General features: G+C 38.0%; 12 protein-coding genes. 5 read left to right on the top strand and 7 right to left on the bottom strand.

The genetic code is table 11. From position 1 onward, the window contains the following. The first annotated feature begins 40 nt into the window (after positions 1 to 40). Positions 41 to 1,909 carry a DUF3472 domain-containing protein gene (locus BW946_RS01615; protein WP_076594494.1) on the top strand — a complete coding sequence of 623 codons (1,869 nt, stop codon included), beginning with the start codon at positions 41 to 43 and terminating at the stop codon, positions 1,907 to 1,909. 97 nt (positions 1,910 to 2,006) lie between these two features. On the opposite strand, the gene BW946_RS01610 is transcribed toward BW946_RS01615, so the two are convergent. The 6 genes from BW946_RS01610 to BW946_RS01585 form a co-directional block, all read right to left on the bottom strand. Next, positions 2,007 to 3,446, bottom strand: coding sequence for a glycoside hydrolase family 30 protein (locus BW946_RS01610; protein ID WP_076594493.1), 1,440 nt, complete (start codon positions 3,444 to 3,446; stop codon positions 2,007 to 2,009). 40 nt (positions 3,447 to 3,486) lie between these two features. Next, on the bottom strand, positions 3,487 to 4,296 hold the full coding sequence (locus BW946_RS01605; RefSeq protein ID WP_076594492.1) for a glycoside hydrolase family 16 protein: 810 nt from the start codon (positions 4,294 to 4,296) through the stop codon (positions 3,487 to 3,489). An 89-nt stretch (positions 4,297 to 4,385) separates the two neighbouring features. After that, positions 4,386 to 6,608, bottom strand: a complete 2,223-nt coding sequence (gene bglX, locus BW946_RS01600; protein ID WP_076594491.1) for a beta-glucosidase BglX — start codon at positions 6,606 to 6,608, stop codon at positions 4,386 to 4,388. 9 nt (positions 6,609 to 6,617) lie between these two features. Continuing rightward, positions 6,618 to 8,042 (bottom strand): glycoside hydrolase family 30 protein, encoded by a 1,425-nt coding sequence (locus BW946_RS01595; protein WP_076594490.1) that lies wholly within the window; start codon positions 8,040 to 8,042, stop codon positions 6,618 to 6,620. A 3-nt stretch (positions 8,043 to 8,045) separates the two neighbouring features. Further along, positions 8,046 to 9,596 carry a RagB/SusD family nutrient uptake outer membrane protein gene (locus BW946_RS01590; protein WP_076594542.1) on the bottom strand — a complete coding sequence of 517 codons (1,551 nt, stop codon included), beginning with the start codon at positions 9,594 to 9,596 and terminating at the stop codon, positions 8,046 to 8,048. Between the two features lie 11 nt (positions 9,597 to 9,607). Further along, positions 9,608 to 12,529, bottom strand: a complete 2,922-nt coding sequence (locus BW946_RS01585) for a SusC/RagA family TonB-linked outer membrane protein (protein WP_076594489.1) — start codon at positions 12,527 to 12,529, stop codon at positions 9,608 to 9,610. A 176-nt stretch (positions 12,530 to 12,705) separates the two neighbouring features. On the opposite strand from BW946_RS01585, the gene BW946_RS01580 reads away from it, so the two are divergent. The 4 genes from BW946_RS01580 (at position 12,706) to BW946_RS01565 (ending at position 18,120) form a co-directional block, all read left to right on the top strand. Continuing rightward, complete coding sequence (locus BW946_RS01580) at positions 12,706 to 13,890, top strand: MFS transporter (RefSeq protein ID WP_076594488.1); 1,185 nt, start codon at positions 12,706 to 12,708, stop codon at positions 13,888 to 13,890. A 16-nt stretch (positions 13,891 to 13,906) separates the two neighbouring features. Next, positions 13,907 to 14,695, top strand: a complete 789-nt coding sequence (locus tag BW946_RS01575) for an NUDIX hydrolase (RefSeq protein ID WP_076594487.1) — start codon at positions 13,907 to 13,909, stop codon at positions 14,693 to 14,695. A 129-nt stretch (positions 14,696 to 14,824) separates the two neighbouring features. Next, positions 14,825 to 16,003 (top strand): acyl-CoA dehydrogenase family protein, encoded by a 1,179-nt coding sequence (locus tag BW946_RS01570; RefSeq protein WP_076594486.1) that lies wholly within the window; start codon positions 14,825 to 14,827, stop codon positions 16,001 to 16,003. A gap of 158 nt (positions 16,004 to 16,161) precedes the next feature. Continuing rightward, on the top strand, positions 16,162 to 18,120 hold the full coding sequence (locus BW946_RS01565; protein WP_076594485.1) for a T9SS type A sorting domain-containing protein: 1,959 nt from the start codon (positions 16,162 to 16,164) through the stop codon (positions 18,118 to 18,120). Between the two features lie 99 nt (positions 18,121 to 18,219). Here the strand turns inward: BW946_RS01565 and BW946_RS01560 are convergent, their stop codons facing one another. Further along, positions 18,220 to 20,583, bottom strand: a complete 2,364-nt coding sequence (locus BW946_RS01560; RefSeq protein ID WP_076594484.1) for a patatin-like phospholipase family protein — start codon at positions 20,581 to 20,583, stop codon at positions 18,220 to 18,222. Between the last annotated feature and the right edge of the window lie 38 nt (positions 20,584 to 20,621).

Genomic DNA, 20,621 nt, shown 5'->3' with positions numbered 1-20,621 from the left:
AAAATATCCATAAATTAGTATTACCAAAACAACCTATTTTATGGAAAAAAAATTTAAAGCTTGCACTGCAATAGTACTTATTGCTGCATCTTCACTCTTCAATGTTTCCCAAGCTCAGACCTGCCCAAGCTGGGGCCCTTACCTTGAAGGATTTGATATGACGAACTCCGGAGAACTCTGGTATTCTGAAGTGATGGCAGACAACAGTTGTAAAAAGGTTAATACCTACTACTCTACGCTGAATTTTTCTTTGGGTCCGCGGGGCGGATATGCTGGAATTCAGTACAAACAAAACGAAATCTACAATAACATTTTTTCTATGTGGGATCTGCAGGATGCCAACGTTCCTCAGTGTACTACAGAATATACTGCTCCGAATACTTTTGTAGATGGTTTCGGAGGAGAAGGAACAGGTCTTCATACGGATAATCCTATGCCATGGACGCCAGGAATATGGTACGCTACAGTTGTCAGAAGATGGTCTACCGGTGATGGAAAAACCAGAATCGGGTTCTTTATGTTTGATTACGGCACCGGAAAATGGAAACATTATGTTACGATTATCACTCCTGAAAACGATGCAAAATTCACAGGAACCAAACTGGGAGGTTTTGTCGAAAACTGGAATACAGCAGCAAGCAAGGCAACCCGCTGCGGGTATTTCAGAAATTTTTGGAGCATGAATGCACAGGGAAACTGGTCTAAACCTTCAAGATATACCGCTTCTGCCGGAACCGGTTCCTGGGGAGCAGTAACAGCATTCAACAACACAGCAATTAAAGTAACTTCATGTGGAACTGCTCCTGCACCTGCTGGTAGTTCGGTAACATTTAACGGAATTACTCAGAATGGTACTAAACCTTCAACAACGACTCCTGTGACTGTAACAACCGTCACTCCATCTTACAATACCTCTAACAATTCGGTGAATGTCAATTGGACTAACTCAGAAACTACAAGTCCGCAGCTTACTTATAAAGTTTCATTATATACTGAAGCAAGCTGGGCAAATTCTTACACTCCCGTTGCAGTGGTGACAGGTATTCGTCCTGATCAGAGAAGTGCTCAGGTACCACTTCCTGCAAATTCACAACCGGGAAAATACTATGTGAGTGTTGTTTTGGAAGATATTTTTAAACAAACTTCGAATTTCGGGTATAATAATTTAACGATCAGCAGTATTGTAACTGCACCAACTATTGATCCAAATGCTTATTACCGAATAAAATGTGTGGGAAGCGGCCAATACATCAGTCCTGCCAATTACAGCACTGCATCCAATACTAAAATGGTTCAATACCCTTTTAACAGCAATATGGCTCAACAATGGAAACTTCAAAAAACCGAAAATAATTATATTATTATCAATCGTGCTTCCGGGTTAGCTATTAATGTTCCGGGATCCAATATAACTAACGGCACTACGCTGGTACAATATCCTAAACACGGCGGCAACAATCAACAATGGGTATTAAGACCTTATACCTCAAATACGCTTGTCATAGGAACCGCATTATCCAATATGAAAGCCATGGATAATCCCGGCAATTCACAAAATTCGGGTACTAATATCAACATCTGGGATCAGGATATAAACGGTACCGCTGGAGTAAATCATCAGTGGGTGCTTGAACAGGTAACAGCATCCAAGATGTCAGCGAAACCGGAAATGACTTCTACCGCTTATCCCAATCCTGTAAAACAAGGTGAAAATATTACGATCAGTCTTCCAGAAAATGGAAATAACTATGAATTGACAATCATTAACGCGGAAGGATTAATGATAAAATCCCAACAGGCGAAAGCAGGTACAACAATCATCTCAACTTCAGGAATGAGAACCGGAATTTATTTCTATAATGCTCAAAACAGTAACGGAACTATTTCCGGAAAATTTTCGGTACAATAACTTTTACCTGTTTCTAAAGATATTTTAAATGCGAATAATGCGAATCGGCGGCCTCTTCGAGGCCGCCGATTCTGTCAAAAATAATGTTAATATGAAATTATAAAATTACGGTCTGTATAGAGTGTGCGGGGGCATTCAGTTTGGCAGCCATTCCTTCAATCCATAGATTGGTTTCGATATCATTATCTGAATCGTTCATGATAACCGTTACCAGCTGTCCATTTTCATTCATAAATGCAGAAGACGTAAGAGCTGCTCTGTTGGAAGAACTTCCGATCCTCTGCGCATTTGGCTTGATATATTTTGAAACGTGGCCTATATAATAGTATTCATACGTGTAGAACACTTCTCCAGTTTTGGTATCTGCAATAATTGGGGCAAAGCAGAAATTTCCTTTATGATTAGGTCCTCCGGTTTCATCCAGAAGAATGTTCCAGTCTGTCCATAGTGCATTTCCTTTGTTGAAATCATTCAGCATATTTTTGCTGTAAAGCTCTCCCAGGCTTACATCATAGATTTTATCCATACTGAATTGTTCTTTACATCCTTCAGTAAAAGCCAGGAATTTATCTGGAAAAGCTCTGTGTGTTTCTGCTAAATTATCAAAAAGCTGAGTTTTGTTATTCCATGTTTCATACCAGTGATAGCCGATACCGCTGGCATATTTTGCTGTTTCAGGATCACTCAATGTGGTGGTTGCTCTTTGATAAATAAGGTCCCTGTTATGATCCCAGATCATTACTTTTTTATCTTTATATCCGTTTTTCCAAAGGGTTGGGCCAAGATTCTTTTTCAGGAATTCTCCTTCTTCTTCAGCAGTATAGATGCATGATTCCCAGCTTTGGGTAGCCATCGGCTCATTCTGAACGGTTAATCCCCAGATATTGATTCCTCTTTTTTCGTATTCTTTAATGAATTTGATATAATAGTCTGCCCACGTCTGATAGTACTGATTTTCCAATCTTCCACCCTTGTATAAACTTTTGTTAGATTTCATCCATGCCGGTGGGCTCCATGGAGAGAAATAAAAGGTAAAATCATTTCCTATCGCTTTCTGAGCTTCTTTAATCATAGGAATTTTATATTTCTCATCATGAGCAATATTGAAGGTCTTTAAAGACGTATCATTATCCTGTACATACGTATAAGAATCGCTGGAAAAATCACAGGAGTTCATATTGGTACGAACTACGGTATATCCCAATCCGTTTTTCCCAAAATAGGCATCCAGAATTTCCTTTTGCTTATTCTTTGGCATCTTATAGAAAGTCTCTGCTGAAGCATCTGTAATAGCACCACCAATTCCTATCAGTTTCTGATATTTAAAATTAGGAGCCACAAAAATACAGGCTTCAGTTTCTTTAGGCTGCCCGAATTTTTCAAATGTAACAGCTCCTTTATCCACCATCTTCTCATTTGCTTTTGAGTTGGTAAGGATTACTTTAGCTGTTTTTCCTGCATTCTTCTTCCAGTAATGCTGAGCATTGACATTGATGACAACACCTATTACAAAACAACTTACAATTAGTTTTCTCATGATTTTTTCTGTTTCCTGACCCGTCTGGTCCTCATTTTCATTATTTATTCTGGTAGACTCTTACATAGTCTATATAATACTTCTGTGGAAAAATAGAATCATCGATTCCTTTTTGTCCTCCCCACATTCCACCTACAGCGAGATTTAAAATGATATAGTAAGGTCTGTCAAAAGGCCATGCTTCATTACTTTTCTCTTTATTTTCATAGGTGAAAAATTTCTTATCATCGATGTAAACATCAATCTTTTCGGGAGTCCAGTCTGCTTTATAGACATGGAACTTTTCACTGGCATCTTTTACAAACAAAGTATCTGTTTTCTGCGTTCCCTGGATATGGTTGTACTTTTTGGTATGAACGGAAGCATGGATATACCCTTGGTTATAGCCCACATGTTCCATGATATCCAGTTCACCGTCATCCGGCCATTTCTTCATATTTTCGCTCATCATCCAGATGGCAGGCCATGTTCCACGGCCTTTGGGAAGTTTTGCTCTGACTTCTACTGTCCCATATTGAAAGGCAAATTTTCCCTTGGTTAAAAGTCTTGCAGAAGTATACTTACTGTTTTCCCAATTTTCTTTTCTGGCTTCAATGATCAGATTTCCCCTTTCCATTCTGGCATTTTCAAGCCTGTTTCTGGTATAAAACTGAGCTTCTTCATTCCCAAAACCGTTTCCTCCGGTATCATAATTCCATTTTAAAGAATCCGGAAGTCCTTTGCCATTAAATTCATCATTCCAGATCAGGGTTCTGCCAGTATCCGGCTTATGTGATGCACAATTGAGAGCCGAAAGAAAGAATATTCCTCTTGCACAGATACTTATTATATTTCTGAATTTGATTTTCATGTATATTAAGTTTTGGCTAAAGCCAGTTTTTCTGACTTCTTTATTAAGCGGACTAAAGTCCGCTCCTATTGAATTCAATTCCAATCAATTTATTTTGTCCAGTTAATTCTTTTGGTCTGAACATTTTGAGAATTGGTTCCGATCATAATATCGAATTCTCCACCTTCCCAATCAAAATTCAGATCATCATCAAAGAATTTCAGATCTTCCGGTGTCAATTTAAAATCTACTTTTTTGCTTTCTCCTTTTTTGATGAATACTTTCTGAAATCCTTTCAGTTCTTTTACAGGTCTTACTACTTTTCCGAAAAGATCCCTGATATAAAGCTGTACCACTTCTTCCCCGTCATATTTTCCTGTATTGGAAACATTAACGCTGATGTTCAATGTTTGATTTCCTGTAAGAGTTGTGGAACTTAAAGCCATATCAGCATATTTAAAATCTGTATAGCTTAAACCATATCCAAACGGATATTTCGGGTCATTATCCAGATCTATATAGGCTGAAACATAGTTTCTGTCTGTATTATTTTTTGCCGGTCTTCCGGTGTTATAATGATTGTAGTATACAGGAATCTGACCTTCTGTTCTCGGAAAGCTCATTGGAAGCTTACCTCCGGGATTCACAGAACCAAATACAACATCTGCAATAGAGTTTCCTGCTTCTGTTCCCAGCCACCATGTGTACATAATGGCAGGAATATTGTCGGATGCCCAGTTGAAAATCAGAGGTCTTCCGGCATTGATCATCAGAATGACAGGTTTACCTGTTTTGGCAATTTCTTTCAATAAATCTTCCTGAACACCTGTAAAGCCAATGCTACTTCTGCTTTTTGCTTCCCCGCTCATTGCATGACCTTCACCCAGCGTCATGATGACAACATCTGCTTTTTTCGCCGTTTCTATCGCTTCTGCAAACTGGCTTTTATCCTGATCGTCCACATTGCAGCCTTTTGCATATAATAAAGTGGAGTTTTTATCCAGCTGTTTTTTAATTCCGTCAAATTGTGAAACAATTCTTTGGTTGTCATCTTTGAAAGCAACAGACCAAAATCCGTGGTTCGCTACCGTTTCTTTCCCGAAAGGGCCAATCAGCGCAACGGTTTTTGTAGTTTTTGAAAGCGGAAGAATATTTCCCTGGTTTTTAAGAAGAACAATACTTTTGGAACCGAATTCTCTTCCGAATTTTCTGTTTTCCTGATTATCAGTCTGTTCTTTTTGTCTTTTCTCATTACTGAACCTGTAAGGATCATCGAAAAGCCCCATTTCAAATTTCTTGGTCAAAATCCTACTCGCTGCATCATCTAACAGTTTAGGATTTACTTTTCCTTCTTTAACCAGTTTTGGAAGTTCTGCCATATAGACACGGCTTTCCATATCCATATCACTTCCCCCTTTTATAGCTCTTTCTGCGGCTTCATTAGCATCTTTAGCATAACCGTGAGGAACCATTTCCCCGATGCTTCCCCAGTCTGAAACCACAAAGCCTTTATAATTCCATTTTCCTTTTAAAAGATTTCTCTGGATATATTGGTTGGCTGTTGCAGGAATTCCGTTGATATCATTGAAAGAGTTCATGAAAGTGGCCACTCCTGCTTCTGCTGCCGCTTTGAATGGCGGAAGATACGTTTCATTCAATTGTCTGAGACTCATATCTACAGAATTGTAATCTCTTCCGCCTACGGCCGCTCCGTAGGCTGCGAAATGTTTCGCACAGGCCATCACTGAATCCAGACTTCCCAAACCTCTGCCCTGAAATCCTTTGATTCTGGCTAAACCTATTTTTGTCCCAAGGTAAGTATCCTCGCCTGAACCTTCCATCACTCTTCCCCATCTCGGATCTCTGGCAATATCCACCATGGGAGCAAACGTCCAGTGAATGCCATACGCAGCAGCTTCCGTTGCAGCGATTCTTTCTGATTTCTCAATCATTCCAAGATCCCAGATCGCTGCCTGCCCCAAATTTACAGGAAATGTGGTGCGGTATCCATGGATAACATCCTGCGCGAACAATAAAGGAATTTTCAGTCTTGACTGCATGGCCAGCTTCTGAAATGCTCTGGTTTCTTCTGATCCCGCAACATTCAGCATTGAGCCTACCTTTCCTTTTTTAATTTCGTCCAGCACCGCAGCGGAATTAGAATGCTGAGGTCCTGTGGCATATTCAAACCCACTATATTGTACCATCTGTCCTACCTTTTCTTCCATGGTCATTTTAGACAGGAGCTCTGCTACTTTCTGATCGATTGTTTTTTGTCCGTAAGCATTCAGTCCCAATACGGAAAATGCCAGTAAGAAATATACTCTTTTCATGGTATCAAATTAAAAAATGTAGGTTGCGGTAGAACGCCCTGAAATTGTTACAGCAGCGGTTTTCCCGGCAAATTTAATATTAAAATTTTCATCTTCTTTATTATCGTTCTGAACAATTAATACTATTTTCCCAAATTGAGTCTTAAAAGCCGCCGTGGAAAGGTTATCGGTTTGTGAGGAAGCAATACGCTGAGATCCTGCCGGAATAAATTTTGAAGCATGGGCAATAATATAATAGGAAACATTTCTGGTGAAGTTTTCACGATCATAAACTGTGATAGCACCTTTACATTCCGTACATCCGCCCTCTGTATGCGGGGCAAATTCCGGATCGTTGGCAAGATTCCATTCTAAAGCTATCTTGCTCCAGTTTCTCATAGAGCCAATAATTACATTCTTCGTATGCCAGTTGAGGTCTTCAGTAAAAGTTCCTTTTGAACCTGTCCATTGTTCAGTAAAGTATAAATTCTTGTCCGGGAAAGCATCATGTACTGTACTTAAAGCGGAAATATCTCCTTCATACAAATGAAAAGCAGATCCGTCTATATATTGGTGGGCTTCAGAATCTTTTAAAATATCAATTGCATACTCAGGTTTATTGCAATTGTGATCATAGACAACAATTTTGGTGGTAATTCCGTTGGCTTTAAAAACCGGACCCAAATGATTTTTGATAAAATCTCCCTGTTGCTCAGAAGGCATATATAAACTAGGATTATTTCCCGGATGTAAAGGTTCATTCTGCGGAGTTACAGCATCAATGGTGATCCCTTCTTTCTTCATTCCCTGGATGTATTTTACAAAATATTGAGCATATGTACCATAGAATTCGGGTTTTAAACTTCCTCCTTTTGACTTTCCATTGCCTTTCATCCAAACCGGAGCAGACCACGGTGCTGCAATGATTTTAATTTTCGGATTGATTCCTAAAATTTCTTTCAACATAGCAATCAAAGCTTTATCTTTTGCCAGACTGAATTTTGAAAGAGAAGCATCGGTCTGTCCTTCAGGAAGATCATCATAAGAAAACACTTCTCCATCAAGATCAGAAGCCCCAATACTTAGTCTTAAATAGCTGATGGAGATTGAATTTTTATCATTTCCAAAAAGTTCGTTAAGCAGTGCTTTTCTTTTGGAAGGCGACAACCGGTTGATGACCTCAACACTTCCTCCTGTTAATGTATATCCAAAACCATCAATATATTGAAACTTTTGAGTGTCATCAATTTCAATATTCTGAAAGCTGTTGGTGTTATTTACAAATTTAACAGAGGGCTGCTGCTGCAATTTTACACTTTCATTTCCTTTTGTAAGCCAGTACTGCACTTCATTTCCTTTATGTGATGTCAATGATGTACATGATAAAGGAAAAAGTGCCACACCACTAAGCAGTGCGGCACCTCTAAAGAAACTATATAAGTTGTGAAACTTCATATTTTAGTAACCAGGATTTTGTTTTAAAACTGTATTCGGCAATTCATTGAACGGAATTGGAAGAATTTCATTTTTATTGGCTTTAAATCCTTTAAAGGCCAGCTTAGAAGGAGCGTCTCCCCATCTTACCAGGTCAAACCATCTATGCCCTTCTCCTGCAAGTTCTCTTCTTCTCTCATCTTTTATGGCTTGTAAAGAAACAGGAACTGATGCTAAGCCTACTCTCGCTCTTACTGCATCTAATAAAGCCTGGGCTCTTGCTCCTGCTCCTCCTAAGGCTTCAGCTTCCATCAGATAAGTATCTGCTAATCTTATTGCAATATAATTCTGCCGGAAATTAAGCTCTGCCGGACCTGGAAGTGAACTTTTTAAAGCATTTGTAGGTAAGTATTTATTTAAGAAATACCCTGTATCCGCAAAAGCAGGACTGTAAGAGATTTTACCATCTGTTACCAGTTTTTTTGCATTGAAAACAGTAACATCCAGCCTTGGATCTCCCTGCATGAAAGTAACAAAATTCTCTGTTACAGTATTAAATGCCCAGCCTGAATAGATATCCGGAGCATCATTATTCGGGATGTCTTTTAGTGAATAGGAACGAGGTCCTACCATTACGTTGATAGAGTTTCCTTCATCTTTGCCCTGTCCCCAGAATCCCCAATCGGAATTTCCTTTATTGGTATGCATTACTTCCAGAATAGATTCTGTTGAGAACTTGTAAGGATCTGATAATTCAGGTCCTACTTTAAATAAGTCTGCATAATTGGCTACCAGTTTATATCCATATTGGCTGGTTCCTCCGGGAGTACCGTTCACCTCAGCAAACTGAGCTGCTGCTTGGGGCATTTTTTTATCATAAAGATAAATTTTACCTAAAATGGCTCTTGCAGTTCCCTGTGTAATTCTTCCTTTATCATTCCCGCTTGACACCATCATCAGATCCGGAATGGCAGCATTGATATCACTTTCTATCTGAGTATAAACATCACTAGGATTAGCCTGCGGAATATTCCAATAATCATCATCAAATTTTACAGACTTAAGAATTAAAGGAATATTTCTAAACATTCTTAACAGCTCAAAATAATACAAGGAACGAAGAACCTTTGCTTCTGCGATATATCTTTTCTTAAGATCATCACTCATATTAGCTCCGGGAACTCTTTCTATTAATAAGTTAGCCCGTGCAATCCCCTGATAATAGTCTCTCCAGTAGCTTGCCGGCATTGTATTGGGGTTAATCATATAATTATTCAGCCCTTGGATACCTGCTCCGTCATTTGAGTTTCCTCCTCCTGAATAAAAATCATCAGATCCTGCATTAAAGAAAGTAACGCTATTCTCGAACCCACCTGAATATTTTCTTAAAAGATCATATACAGAAACCAATGCACTAAAAGATTGCTGTTCGTTCTGAAAATATAAATCAGTATTAAAAGATCCTGAATTCTGTACATCATCCAGATAGGAATCACTACATCCCATATTGGTAAAACTCAGACCTGTCAGAAAAGCTACAGCAAGTCCTTTATATATAAAATTCTTATTTTTCATTTTGTTTATCATTAAAATTGAATATTAGCACCTATCAGGAATGTTCTCGCCTGCGGATAGTAAGCTCTGTCTACACCAATAATATCCTGTTCGGAATTATTTCTTCCTGCAATTTCCGGATCATATCCTGTATATTTCGTAAATGTAATAAGGTTCTCTCCCGTGATATACAATCTTACTTTACTCATTCCGAAACGTTGGGTAACATCTTTAGGAATGGTATAGCCTAACTGAACAATTTTCAAGCGTACATAATCTCCTTTCTGAAGGTAATAACTGGACATCCATGAATAGTTATGGTTAGGATCATTACGGGTAACTCTTGGATTATCATTGGTAGATCCTTCACCTGTCCATCTGTCTAAGATTCTGGTCTGGTAATTGGCATCAAGCATATCCAATCTTCTTAAACCCTGGAAAATTTTGTTACCAGCCTGCCCTTGCGCGAACATCATTAAATCAAAATTTTTATAATTAAGATTCACAGTAAGTCCGAAAGTATATTTCGGGATAGAGCTTCCCAGGTTTACTTTATCATTGTCATCAATTTTTCCGTCTCCGTTGTTGTCCTGCCAGATAAAGTCTCCCGGCCTGGCATCAGGTAATAATTTTACTCCGTTCGCATTTACATAATTATCAATTTGTGACTGATTTTGAAAAACACCACTATAAGTTTGTCCGTAGAATGATCCGTAAGGCTGTCCTACCGCTACTCTTGATACAGCTCCCATGGTTTGGAAAGAAGCCAGGTTGAAGTATTTAATATCATCTTCCAGCCTAAGAACTTCATTCTTAATGGTAGCGAAGTTACCATTAACTGAAATTCCGAAATCTTCCCAGTTCTTTTTATATCCCAATTCAAGCTCCAGACCTGTATTCTGCATATCTCCTACGTTTGACCAAGGTAAATTCGGAACTCCTACGTAACCAGGGATATTGATTTGTCTAAGAATATCGGTTGTTTTCTTTTTGTACCAATCTGCTGTAAGGGTAAAATTGTTAAATAGTTTCAAATCAGCCGCAATATTCAGCTGGCTGGTCTGCTCCCATTTCAGATTTGGATTTTCCAGTGTACTTGGTGCATATCCAATGATGATATTATTTCCAGAATTGGTATAATTACTTCCTGAAACCATGAAACTTGCAAACCTGAAATTATCCATCTCATCATTTCCTAAAACACCATAACCTCCTCTTATTTTTAAGTTATTAATTACTCTGTTCTCCGGCCAGAAGTTCTCTTTATGAACATTCCATCCAAGGGACATCGACGGGAAAGTTCCCCAATGCTGGTTGGTCGCAAATTTTGAAGACCCATCTCTACGGATCGTTCCTGTAAATAAATATTTATCGGCATAATCATAAATAATTCTACCAAAATAAGACGCTTTACGTGTTTCAATACCATCCCATCCTGTTGCGGTAATATTATCCTGTGGAATATTAAAATTGAAAGAAGCATCCTGCCAATTATCAATAGGAAGATTACTATAGGTTAGACTCGCCCCTCCAGCAATATTGTATCGGTAAACTCCCTGCCCAATCATAATGTTGATATTATGATTTCCAAACTTATTCTGATAGGTCAACGTATTTTCCATGCTCCATTCGAATTTATTTTCGTCTACCTTATTCAGACTGTTGAAGCTGGTATTGTTATAGTTTGGACTTAAATAATATTTCGGAGTAAAAGAACGGCTTCCCCAATAAGATTTCTTACCATTCAGGCTGGTTTTAAATGTAAAATGATCAAGAAACTTAAGCTCTGCAAAAACATTTCCTACAAAATCATCTGACCAGTTATAATTTCCCTGTTGTATGTGACGGAAAGCCTGTGGGTTAGTCATTTCCTGATTTACATATCTTGAAATTCCATAAGGATTGCCATTGGAGTCCCTAATAATGTAGGGATTGGTATAACCACTAGGATCTACCATAGACCAATCTGTTACAACAACCGGCGTGGTAGGATCCAGGTTTACTGCTGAAGCCAACGGTCCTCCAAATTCTTCGTTTGCACTTACTCCCTGAGATTTCACATGGGTATAGGCAAAGGTTTGCCCTATTGTCAGATAGTCTGTAACTTTATGTGTTGAATTAAATCTGGCATTGATTCTTTTGTAATAAGAAATATCACTCAGTACAATCCCTGACTGATCAAAATATCCGAAGGATGTATAATAGGTAGACTTTTCGTTTCCTCCTGTAATGCTTACTTCATGAGAAGATTTTTCACCTGTTCCAAAAATGGCATCCTGCCAGTTGCTTCCTTTTCCAAACGATTCAGGATTTGTAAACCTGGGTACTTGTCCATCATTAACGAAACCTTCATTAATGATTTTAGCATATTGTGTAGCATCTAAGAGATCCAGTTTTTTAGAAGCGTTGGAAAAGCCATAAAACCCATTATAAGAAAGGCTTAGCTTTCCTCTTTTCCCTTTTTTGGTGGTAACCAGAATTACTCCCTTCGCAGCAGAAACTCCATAGATGGCAGATGAAGCACCGTCTTTTAAGACTTCGATACTTTCTATGTCAGACTGGTTAAGCCATCCGATATTATCAACAACGATACCGTCTACTACCCACAAAGGACTGTTACTTCCCGCCCCAAAACTGGTAATCCCTCTTACCCGTACAGTTGCTGCAGCTCCCGGCTGCCCGGAATTAGTCACTACAGAAACCCCGGCAGCCCTTCCTTGTAAAACCTGTTCCGGCTTACCAGAAGGAATATTTTCTATGTCGCTGGCTTTAATGCTTGCTATAGCTCCTGTCACATTACTCTTTTTCTGAGTACCGTAACCGATAACTACCACTTCGTCTATTTTGTTTTCTTTAGCAAGTGTGTCCTTCGCCTTGGTGGTCTGGGCACTGAAGTTGGCCGTAAAATAGAGGACGGCAACCACTCCTACACTTCTTGATATTCTTACATTCATATACAGCTATTGTTTAATTCTCAAATTGAGACAATAAAAATATATTTTTTTTTAATTAATTAACATTCTATTCACAACTATTTTAATTTTTCTTTTATTTTTCAGGGTTAGAAGCCCTATCTTCGCATCAATATTTCATAAAATATCATAAAAAATTAATAAAGTTATCTCCCAAAATGATCGTCAAGCCTTCAAAAATTTCTCTTCCATTAAAACTTACCTTTCTCATTTTTTCAATGGTTCTAAACTGTATGGGACTTGTGATTCTACAGTTGTCAGAAGAAAAAATCACCTATGGAGAACTGGGACTTTTAGAATCTTTCAAAGACTTACCCATTGCTTTTATTTCGCTTTTTGCGGTTAGCTTTATCAATAAAACCGGACCTAAAAAAGCATTGATTCTGGCCCTGGCTATTGTTGGATTCTGTTGCTGCCTCCTTCCTTTTGTAAAAGTTTTCTGGTTTTATAAACTGTGGTTTGCGATTATAGGAGCGTGTTTTGCCATTGGAAAAATCTGTGTTTTTGGAATTATAAGGAATAATATTTCGGATGAAAAATCACTGGCAAAGACCATGAATAATGTAGAAGCTTCTTTTATGATCGGGATTTTCCTAGTGAATACGGGTTTTGGATGGTTAATTTCCAGCCAGTACTCGGAATTCTGGAAGTTTGGTTTCCTGCTGATTGCTTTATTATCTGTATTGACTATTTTTTTGCTTTCAAAGATAGAAATAGTAGAGTCCAGGTCTATGGAAAGCAAGAGTATTTTCTCAGAACTGTCAGGGTTTATCACACCTGTGGTAGCTTTATTTTTAGCAGTGGTCTTTTTTATCGTGTTTGTAGAACAGGGATTCAATTCATGGCTTCCCTCTTTTTATAGAAACCACCTGAAGGTCAATTCTTTTTTTGCACTTCAGGCGACTTCTTTTCTATCTATTTTTTCTTATGCCGGGCGAACAGCTACGGCGAGTATAATTAAAAAGTTTTCATTACCCAGGTATTATATTACTTGTATGGCTCTTATTATCGCCTTACTGATTATTATACTGGGGATACAGTATTTTGATTCCGAAGACTCGAGATTCTTACTTTTTTTATTTCCGGTTATCGGATTGTTTCTTTCCCCCCTCTATCCTGTAATCAATTCAAGAATGATTGCGCAGGTGGATAAAGATAAAATTAATCTTTTCACTTCGCTTATTGTCATTTTTTCTTCTCTGGGCAGCTCCGTCAGTTCTATTATTATGGCAATTTTATTTGAAAAACAATTATTAAACTACTATCCTTTATACATCTTATCTTCCGTAATTCTGCTTTTTGTGATTAGTTTTATATATTTTACTGTCACAAATAGAAAATAGTTTTATTTTTACTGCCATGAAAATCAAAGACACAAAAAGTAAAGAAACGCTACAGGAGCTTATTGACACTAAAGATTTCGTAGCGCATATTTCTGTTGACTGCACTATATTCGGCTTTCATAATAATATTCTGAAAGTTCTGCTTTTAAAATATCATGATCTGGATCTATGGTCACTTCCGGGTGGTTTTGTTTTCAATGACGAAGACCTTAGAGAAGCAGCTGAAAGAGTTTTATTTGAAAGAACCCATCTTAAAGGATTATTTTTGAAACAGTTTCACACCTTTGGAAGAATAGACCGTACAGAGAATAATGTACATCAGATTCTCCTTAAAAATAAAGGAATAACCGTTCCTGAAGATCACTGGATTTTCCAGCGGTTCGTCACAGTAGGATACTGCAGCCTAATTGATTTTTCGCTGGCTGACACTTTTCCTGACGCATTTAATGAAAGCTGTGAATGGTTTGAGGTCAGCAAACTGCCCAAAATGGCATTCGACCACGACAGAATTATAGAGACAGGTCTTGAATATCTGAGAATGAATATCAATACAGAAGTAGCGGCCAGCAATCTGCTTCCGGAAAAGTTTACCATGAAGGACCTTCAGGCTCTTTATGAAACTATCTTAGGCCAGAAATTCAGAAGAAATAATTTTCAGCGAAAAATTTTAAGTTTAAATATTCTGGACAGAATGGAAAAACTCTATGATGGTTCTGCCAATAAAGCACCTTATCTGTATAAATTTAAAACTGAAGTTCATAATTCTACCAATCAGTACCCCATCTCTAATGATGAGGAGTCATAAAAGGCCAAATTTATCTTAATAAATAAAGTAAAAAACCATTATCTGTCTGAAAACCAATACCAAGATAAGTTTTTAAAAAAATTTTCAGGACACCACGAAAAATGTTACTTTTAACCAAATCAAAAAATCATGTCATATTATCCTCTTACAAGCATCCCTGACTATTATGGAATTGATGCTTTGCTTACTGAAGAACATAAACTAATCCGCCAATCTGTAAGAGACTGGGTTGAAAGTTTTGTAATGCCACAGATAGATCAGGCCGCTCAAAATCATACAGATATTCCTAATCTTATGAGAGAATTGGGGAAAATCGGAGCGCTGGGACCTTATATCCCGGTTGAATATGGCGGTTCAGGTTTAGACCAGATTTCTTATGGTTTGATTATGCAGGAGTTGGAAAGAGGAGATTCTGCAGTACGTTCTGCTGCTTCGGTACAAAGTTCATTGGTGATGTTTCCTATCAACGAATTCGGTTCTGAGGAACAGAAAAAGAAATATCTTCCTAAGCTTGCTGCCGGAGAAATGATCGGATCTTTTGGATTGACTGAGCCTAACCACGGTTCTGATCCGGGTTCAATGGAGACTTATTTTAAAGATATGGGAGATCATTATCTTTTGAACGGGGCTAAAATGTGGATCACCAACTCTCCTTTATGCGACATCGCAGTAGTATGGGCAAAAAATGAAGAAGGAAAAGTACAGGGATTAATCGTTGAAAGAGGAATGGAAGGTTTTACCACTCCTGAAACCCACAATAAATGGAGCCTGAGAGCTTCTAAAACAGGAGAACTGGTATTTAACAACGTAAAAGTTCCGAAAGAAAACCTGCTTCCGGGAGTAACAGGCCTGAAAGGACCTTTATCTTGTCTGAATTCTGCAAGATACGGAATTTCATGGGGAGTAATCGGTGCTGCTATAGACTGCTACTGTACTGCTGTTCAATACTCTAAAGAAAGAAAACAGTTTGGAAAGCCAATCGGTTCTTATCAGCTTCAGCAGAAAAAATTAGCCGAATTCCTGACAGAGATTACAAAAGCTCAGTTATTATGTCTTCAGCTGGGAAATCTTAAAAATGCCCACAAAGCAACTCCTGCTCAGATCTCTATGGCTAAACGTAACAACGTACATATGGCAATTGAAATAGCCAGAGAATCCAGACAAATTCTTGGAGGTATGGGAATCATGGGGGAATTCCCAATGATGAGACATGCTGCAAACCTGGAATCTGTAATTACTTATGAAGGAACACATGATGTTCACTTGCTAATCACCGGATTGGATATTACAGGAATCAACGCTTTCTAAAAAGATAAAAATATAAATAGAGAGTCTGGCCAATGGTCAGACTCTTTTATTTTACTCACTTTTTAGAGAATTGATATTCAGTGAATAATTATTGATATTATAAAGTTTTTGTTGTTTTATTAAAATTATTACTTTAATACCACGCAAAAACAAACAATATGAAAAAAATCACAACTTTTTTACTAAGTCTTACAGCTTCATTCTATTTTGCACAGCAGGCTGGTGATATTGTAAGTGCCGAACAGAAACTGGATTTAACGCCTCAGGGAGTCATCAATTTTATCGCCAACAATCTTGGTGATCAGAATACTCCGGAATTTGCAAACTACCTGAACAGCTTCAATCTTGGGCTGAAAGGATACAAAATCACTTATTACACCAAAAATGAAAACAATGTTCTTGTAAAAGCAACAGGATTGCTGATGTATCCTAATGTACTCTTTAAACTCTCAACAGTAGTGTCGGATCACGGAACTACAGACAGCAGGCATAATGTCCCGTCTAATTTGAAAGGAGTATTAACCGCTGGATTTGTTGTTGAGCTATCCTATGTACTCAACGGTTATATTTTGATGGCACCCGACTACGTAGGAATGGGAACCGGAGACGGAACTCACCCTTATGTAGATTATGCCACCGAAGCCGGAGCTACCATAGATTTTATAACGGCCGCGAATAAAGTATTGGCCCAACTGAACATTAAACGCTATGATGAGTATTTCCTGGCCGGATATTCGCAAGGTGCTCACGCTGCTATGTCTACCCTAAAAAGATTAAGCATTTCAAATCCCACTCAAATAAAATTCAAATATGCTTACATGGGAGACGGACCTTATGATTTTTCCGGAGTAACGTTAAATAAAGGAGTCCTGGAAAAAGATATTTATCCGTTCACTTCATTTCTGGCAAATGTTCTTCATACCTGCAACAATACAGGATATAAAACGTATAATAATGATATTTCAGAAGTTATATCTGCTGAATATCTTGACAAATACAATTATCATGTGGTTCAGGATAATGGCGGACTTCTATGGGGTCCTGTTATATGGAGAAAGCTTTTTACAAACAGCTTTGTTAATGATGTTACTAATAATCCTAATAACAAACTAAGACTATGTATGAAGCCTAAGGATGTCTACGACTGGTATAATAAAACACCTATGACACTGGGACATTCTACCATAGATTTAGCTATTCCACCAGAAAACACCTCCAAAACTATTGATGTTCAGCGCGGCTATTATCCATGGTGGGATCTGAATAAATATAAACTGGATTCTTTTTACTGGGGACCATTAGGGCATGTAGGAGGAATTCTGCCATTCACTTTAGCTTCCAATGCTAAATTCAATATGCTGAGAAGTGGCGGACTTTTTAATGAATGGGCGATTGCAGGATCAGTTTTCGGTAAACAGTCAGCAGAGAAAACTTCTGACAGATCTACCCTTTTATCTTCACAGATAAAACCGGATCTGGGCAATATGCAGCTGGTTGAAATTACAGATTTCAATAAAGAAAAAGCTCAGAGCAGAACGGCCAGCAATCAAAATTTATCCACTCTAAAAGATGGAGTCTATTTATTGAAAGTATCAGAAAACAATGAAAATAAAATAATTCCATACATCAAAAACACGCCTCAGCAAGTTGCCGAAAACGAAATTGTACAATCTGTGAATGAATCGGTTTTACAATTAAAAGTAGATCAGGAAGAACTTACTGTTGTACATATTTTTGATGAAAATAAAACGCTGATCAAAAGTATTTCGCAAAAACAATATCGTGAAACCGGAGGAATCAACATTCAGGATATGGAAAACAAAAACTATACGTTTGAAGTTGTTACTCCTTATTACAATCTTCAGTTCAGCAAGGTTGCTGGAGGAACTGTATCATCAGAAAACAGTACTGATATTTATACTCTCAGACAACAAATTATAGCTAAATCCGGGAATGGTATTAAAAACATTAGCATTTACAGTATTTCTGGTGCTCTGATTGTTCAGCAGGAAATTAACAAAACAGTATTTGAATCCGGAAACCTGGAATCAGGAGTATATCTTGTGCAAGTCACACTTTCTAATGGAAAAACTATCAGCAAAAAGATAAAACTGTAAAATCAATCACTCTTCATATCTCATTTCAAGTTAATTTTTGGCACTTCAGCAATGAAGTGCTTTTTGCTTCAGTAATTTAATTATAGATGGTACATTCCCTTAAAACTTAAATCCGACACTAAAATAGATTCTTGAGAAATCAAGCTGGCTGTTTCGGGAAATATTTAAACCAATAGGACCGATAAGAGATTCGTAACCAAGATTCAATCCGTAGCCAAACATATCAAAACTGTCATTAAAAGGCGAAAACTCTTCACTTACCTTTCCATAGCTGAACGAAGGGGTGATATAAAGTTTTTTCATAATTCTGTACTGAAATGAAATGGCTGCCTTCGCCACCGAAGTCATCGGAAGCTCTTTCTGACGAAGACCATTAAATTCAGGGCTTAACAGATCGTAATTGTATTCGCTGCCTCCCAGATTATACTTTTGATTCAAAAACAGATAGGGAACCTGATCTTCTTTCTTTGATCCAAAACTTGTCCCCAAAAATACGTTAGCCTTTACCGTCAGCCTTCTTGTGATCGGATAGAAAAAATTTTCATTTAATGTGAATGAAACAAGGTTTTTAGGCTCGGAATAGTAAGATTCTTTCGGGTTAAGGATCAGATACAGAAGAGGCTGAACCGTGTTCAGGTCATAAAGCTCATACTGATCTCCGTAATAAAATCTTGTACTCAGCTGAAGATGATTTCCTTTTGTAGTAAAATATCTTTTATTGAGATTGTTCTGTTCAAATTTCAGGAAAGTATTGAAATTACTGTGGTTATATAGCTTTTTACTGTAATTGTCCACTTTCGACTGGTCTACTTTATCCAGTAAGCTGTACATTCTTTCTGTACTGAATTCCGTTCCCAGAGACAGATAAGAATTGGGGGTTATATTATAATTCAGAGCAATTTTTCCGGTTATATTACGATACATATGGTTAGGAAAACGGTCACTACCATCTTCACTTATATCATACAGCCTGAAGTTCAGGTCATTACTTTTCAGGTGAACCATCTTGGCTTCCAGATCCAGCCATAGACGCTCTCCGCTATCCAGAAACTGCTGATAAGCAAGTTTAGCTTTAAAACGTTCGGAAACATCTACTGTTGCGAGAAACCTTGATCTGTTCAGCAGGATATTCCTGTACGTATAATTGATGATAATTCCTACAGACTGTTCTGTATCATAGTGCAGTGCCAGTTTAAAAGCTCCTTTTTTTGCTCTTTTCACAAATACATTCATCACAAGACCATCATTTACATTCGTGTAGGTATAGTACACTTTAACGTACTGGCGCATTCCGAATACACGGTCTATGGCTTCATTAACCGTTTTTGCATCGTAATACTTCCCTTCCGTAAGTCCCATCTGCTTTTTCAGTACTTCAATTTCAGCCGCATCAGTAATAGGCGTTCCGTCTTCTTCGTTAAAAGTAAATTTTGTTGTAGGCAGTTTCACCTCTTCAATCATCCTATGCTCATATTGGATTCCGGCTTTTCGCTGCGCCTCTGCCAGAGCTACAAACTCAGGCAGGTGTTTTCTGGCTTCAGTCTCTCCTATTTTGATAATCTTTCTGAATCTGGCAAAATCCTTTGTGGTAATTTCTCCCAATGGATCCACAAAGTCTACGAGAATATTAGAGAGCTCTTTTTGATGTTTAAAATCTTCCACAGAACGGATGGCATGAGTCTGATAAATCATCTTCATCGGATTCTCAATCTCTTTTTTCGTAAAAAGCCTGAAACCGGTATAGCCTCCAATCACAAAATCTGCCCCCATCTCACGAACTTCATTAGCTGGGTAATTACGGTCCAAACCACCATCTACCAGAAGTTTTCCATCAATATAGACAGGAGCAAAAGCAGCAGGAATGGCCAGTGTGGAACGAATTGCCAACGGTAATGATCCTTCTTTCTGCATCACCAGACCTCCGTTTTCAATATCGGAAGAAGTAAGCTGAACGGGAATCCTCAGTTTGCTGAAATCATTAATATGTTTAGCATTGAAAGTAAGCGTATTAAGCACTTCTCCCATGTACTGTCCTTCAATATAAGAACTCGGAAGAGTAGGAAATCCTTTGACAACAGGAAATTCGAGAATATACTTATCATATTCATCTTTCTCGCTGATATTGACTTTATTATAAGGAATTTTATTGCTTAAAATCCTGTTCCAGTCCATTTTATAGATCGTATTCTTCAGCTGGTCAGCATTATACCCCATTGCATACAGACCTCCCAGGATTCCTCCCATACTGGTTCCTGTAATATAATCTACTTTGATTCCCAATGAGTCAATCATTTTCAGAATTCCGATATGGGCAAACCCTTTTGCACCGCCACCACTGAGAGCAAGACCAAATTGGGTATCCTTGGTTACATTCTGAAGCGCAATATTCAGGGAATCGTTTTTTTGCTGAGATTTGATAATAAGAGAGAAAGCAATAGCTAAAAATATCAGGATCTTTTTCATTGGTTCTGCTTAATGTATCTGATTTAAACTTTATAAGT

The organism is Chryseobacterium sp. RU33C (assembly GCF_900156015.1).
Classification (GTDB): domain Bacteria; phylum Bacteroidota; class Bacteroidia; order Flavobacteriales; family Weeksellaceae; genus Chryseobacterium; species Chryseobacterium candidae.
Note: the sequence above shows the minus strand (reverse complement) of the source record. Positions and strands in the feature narration are given on the sequence as shown.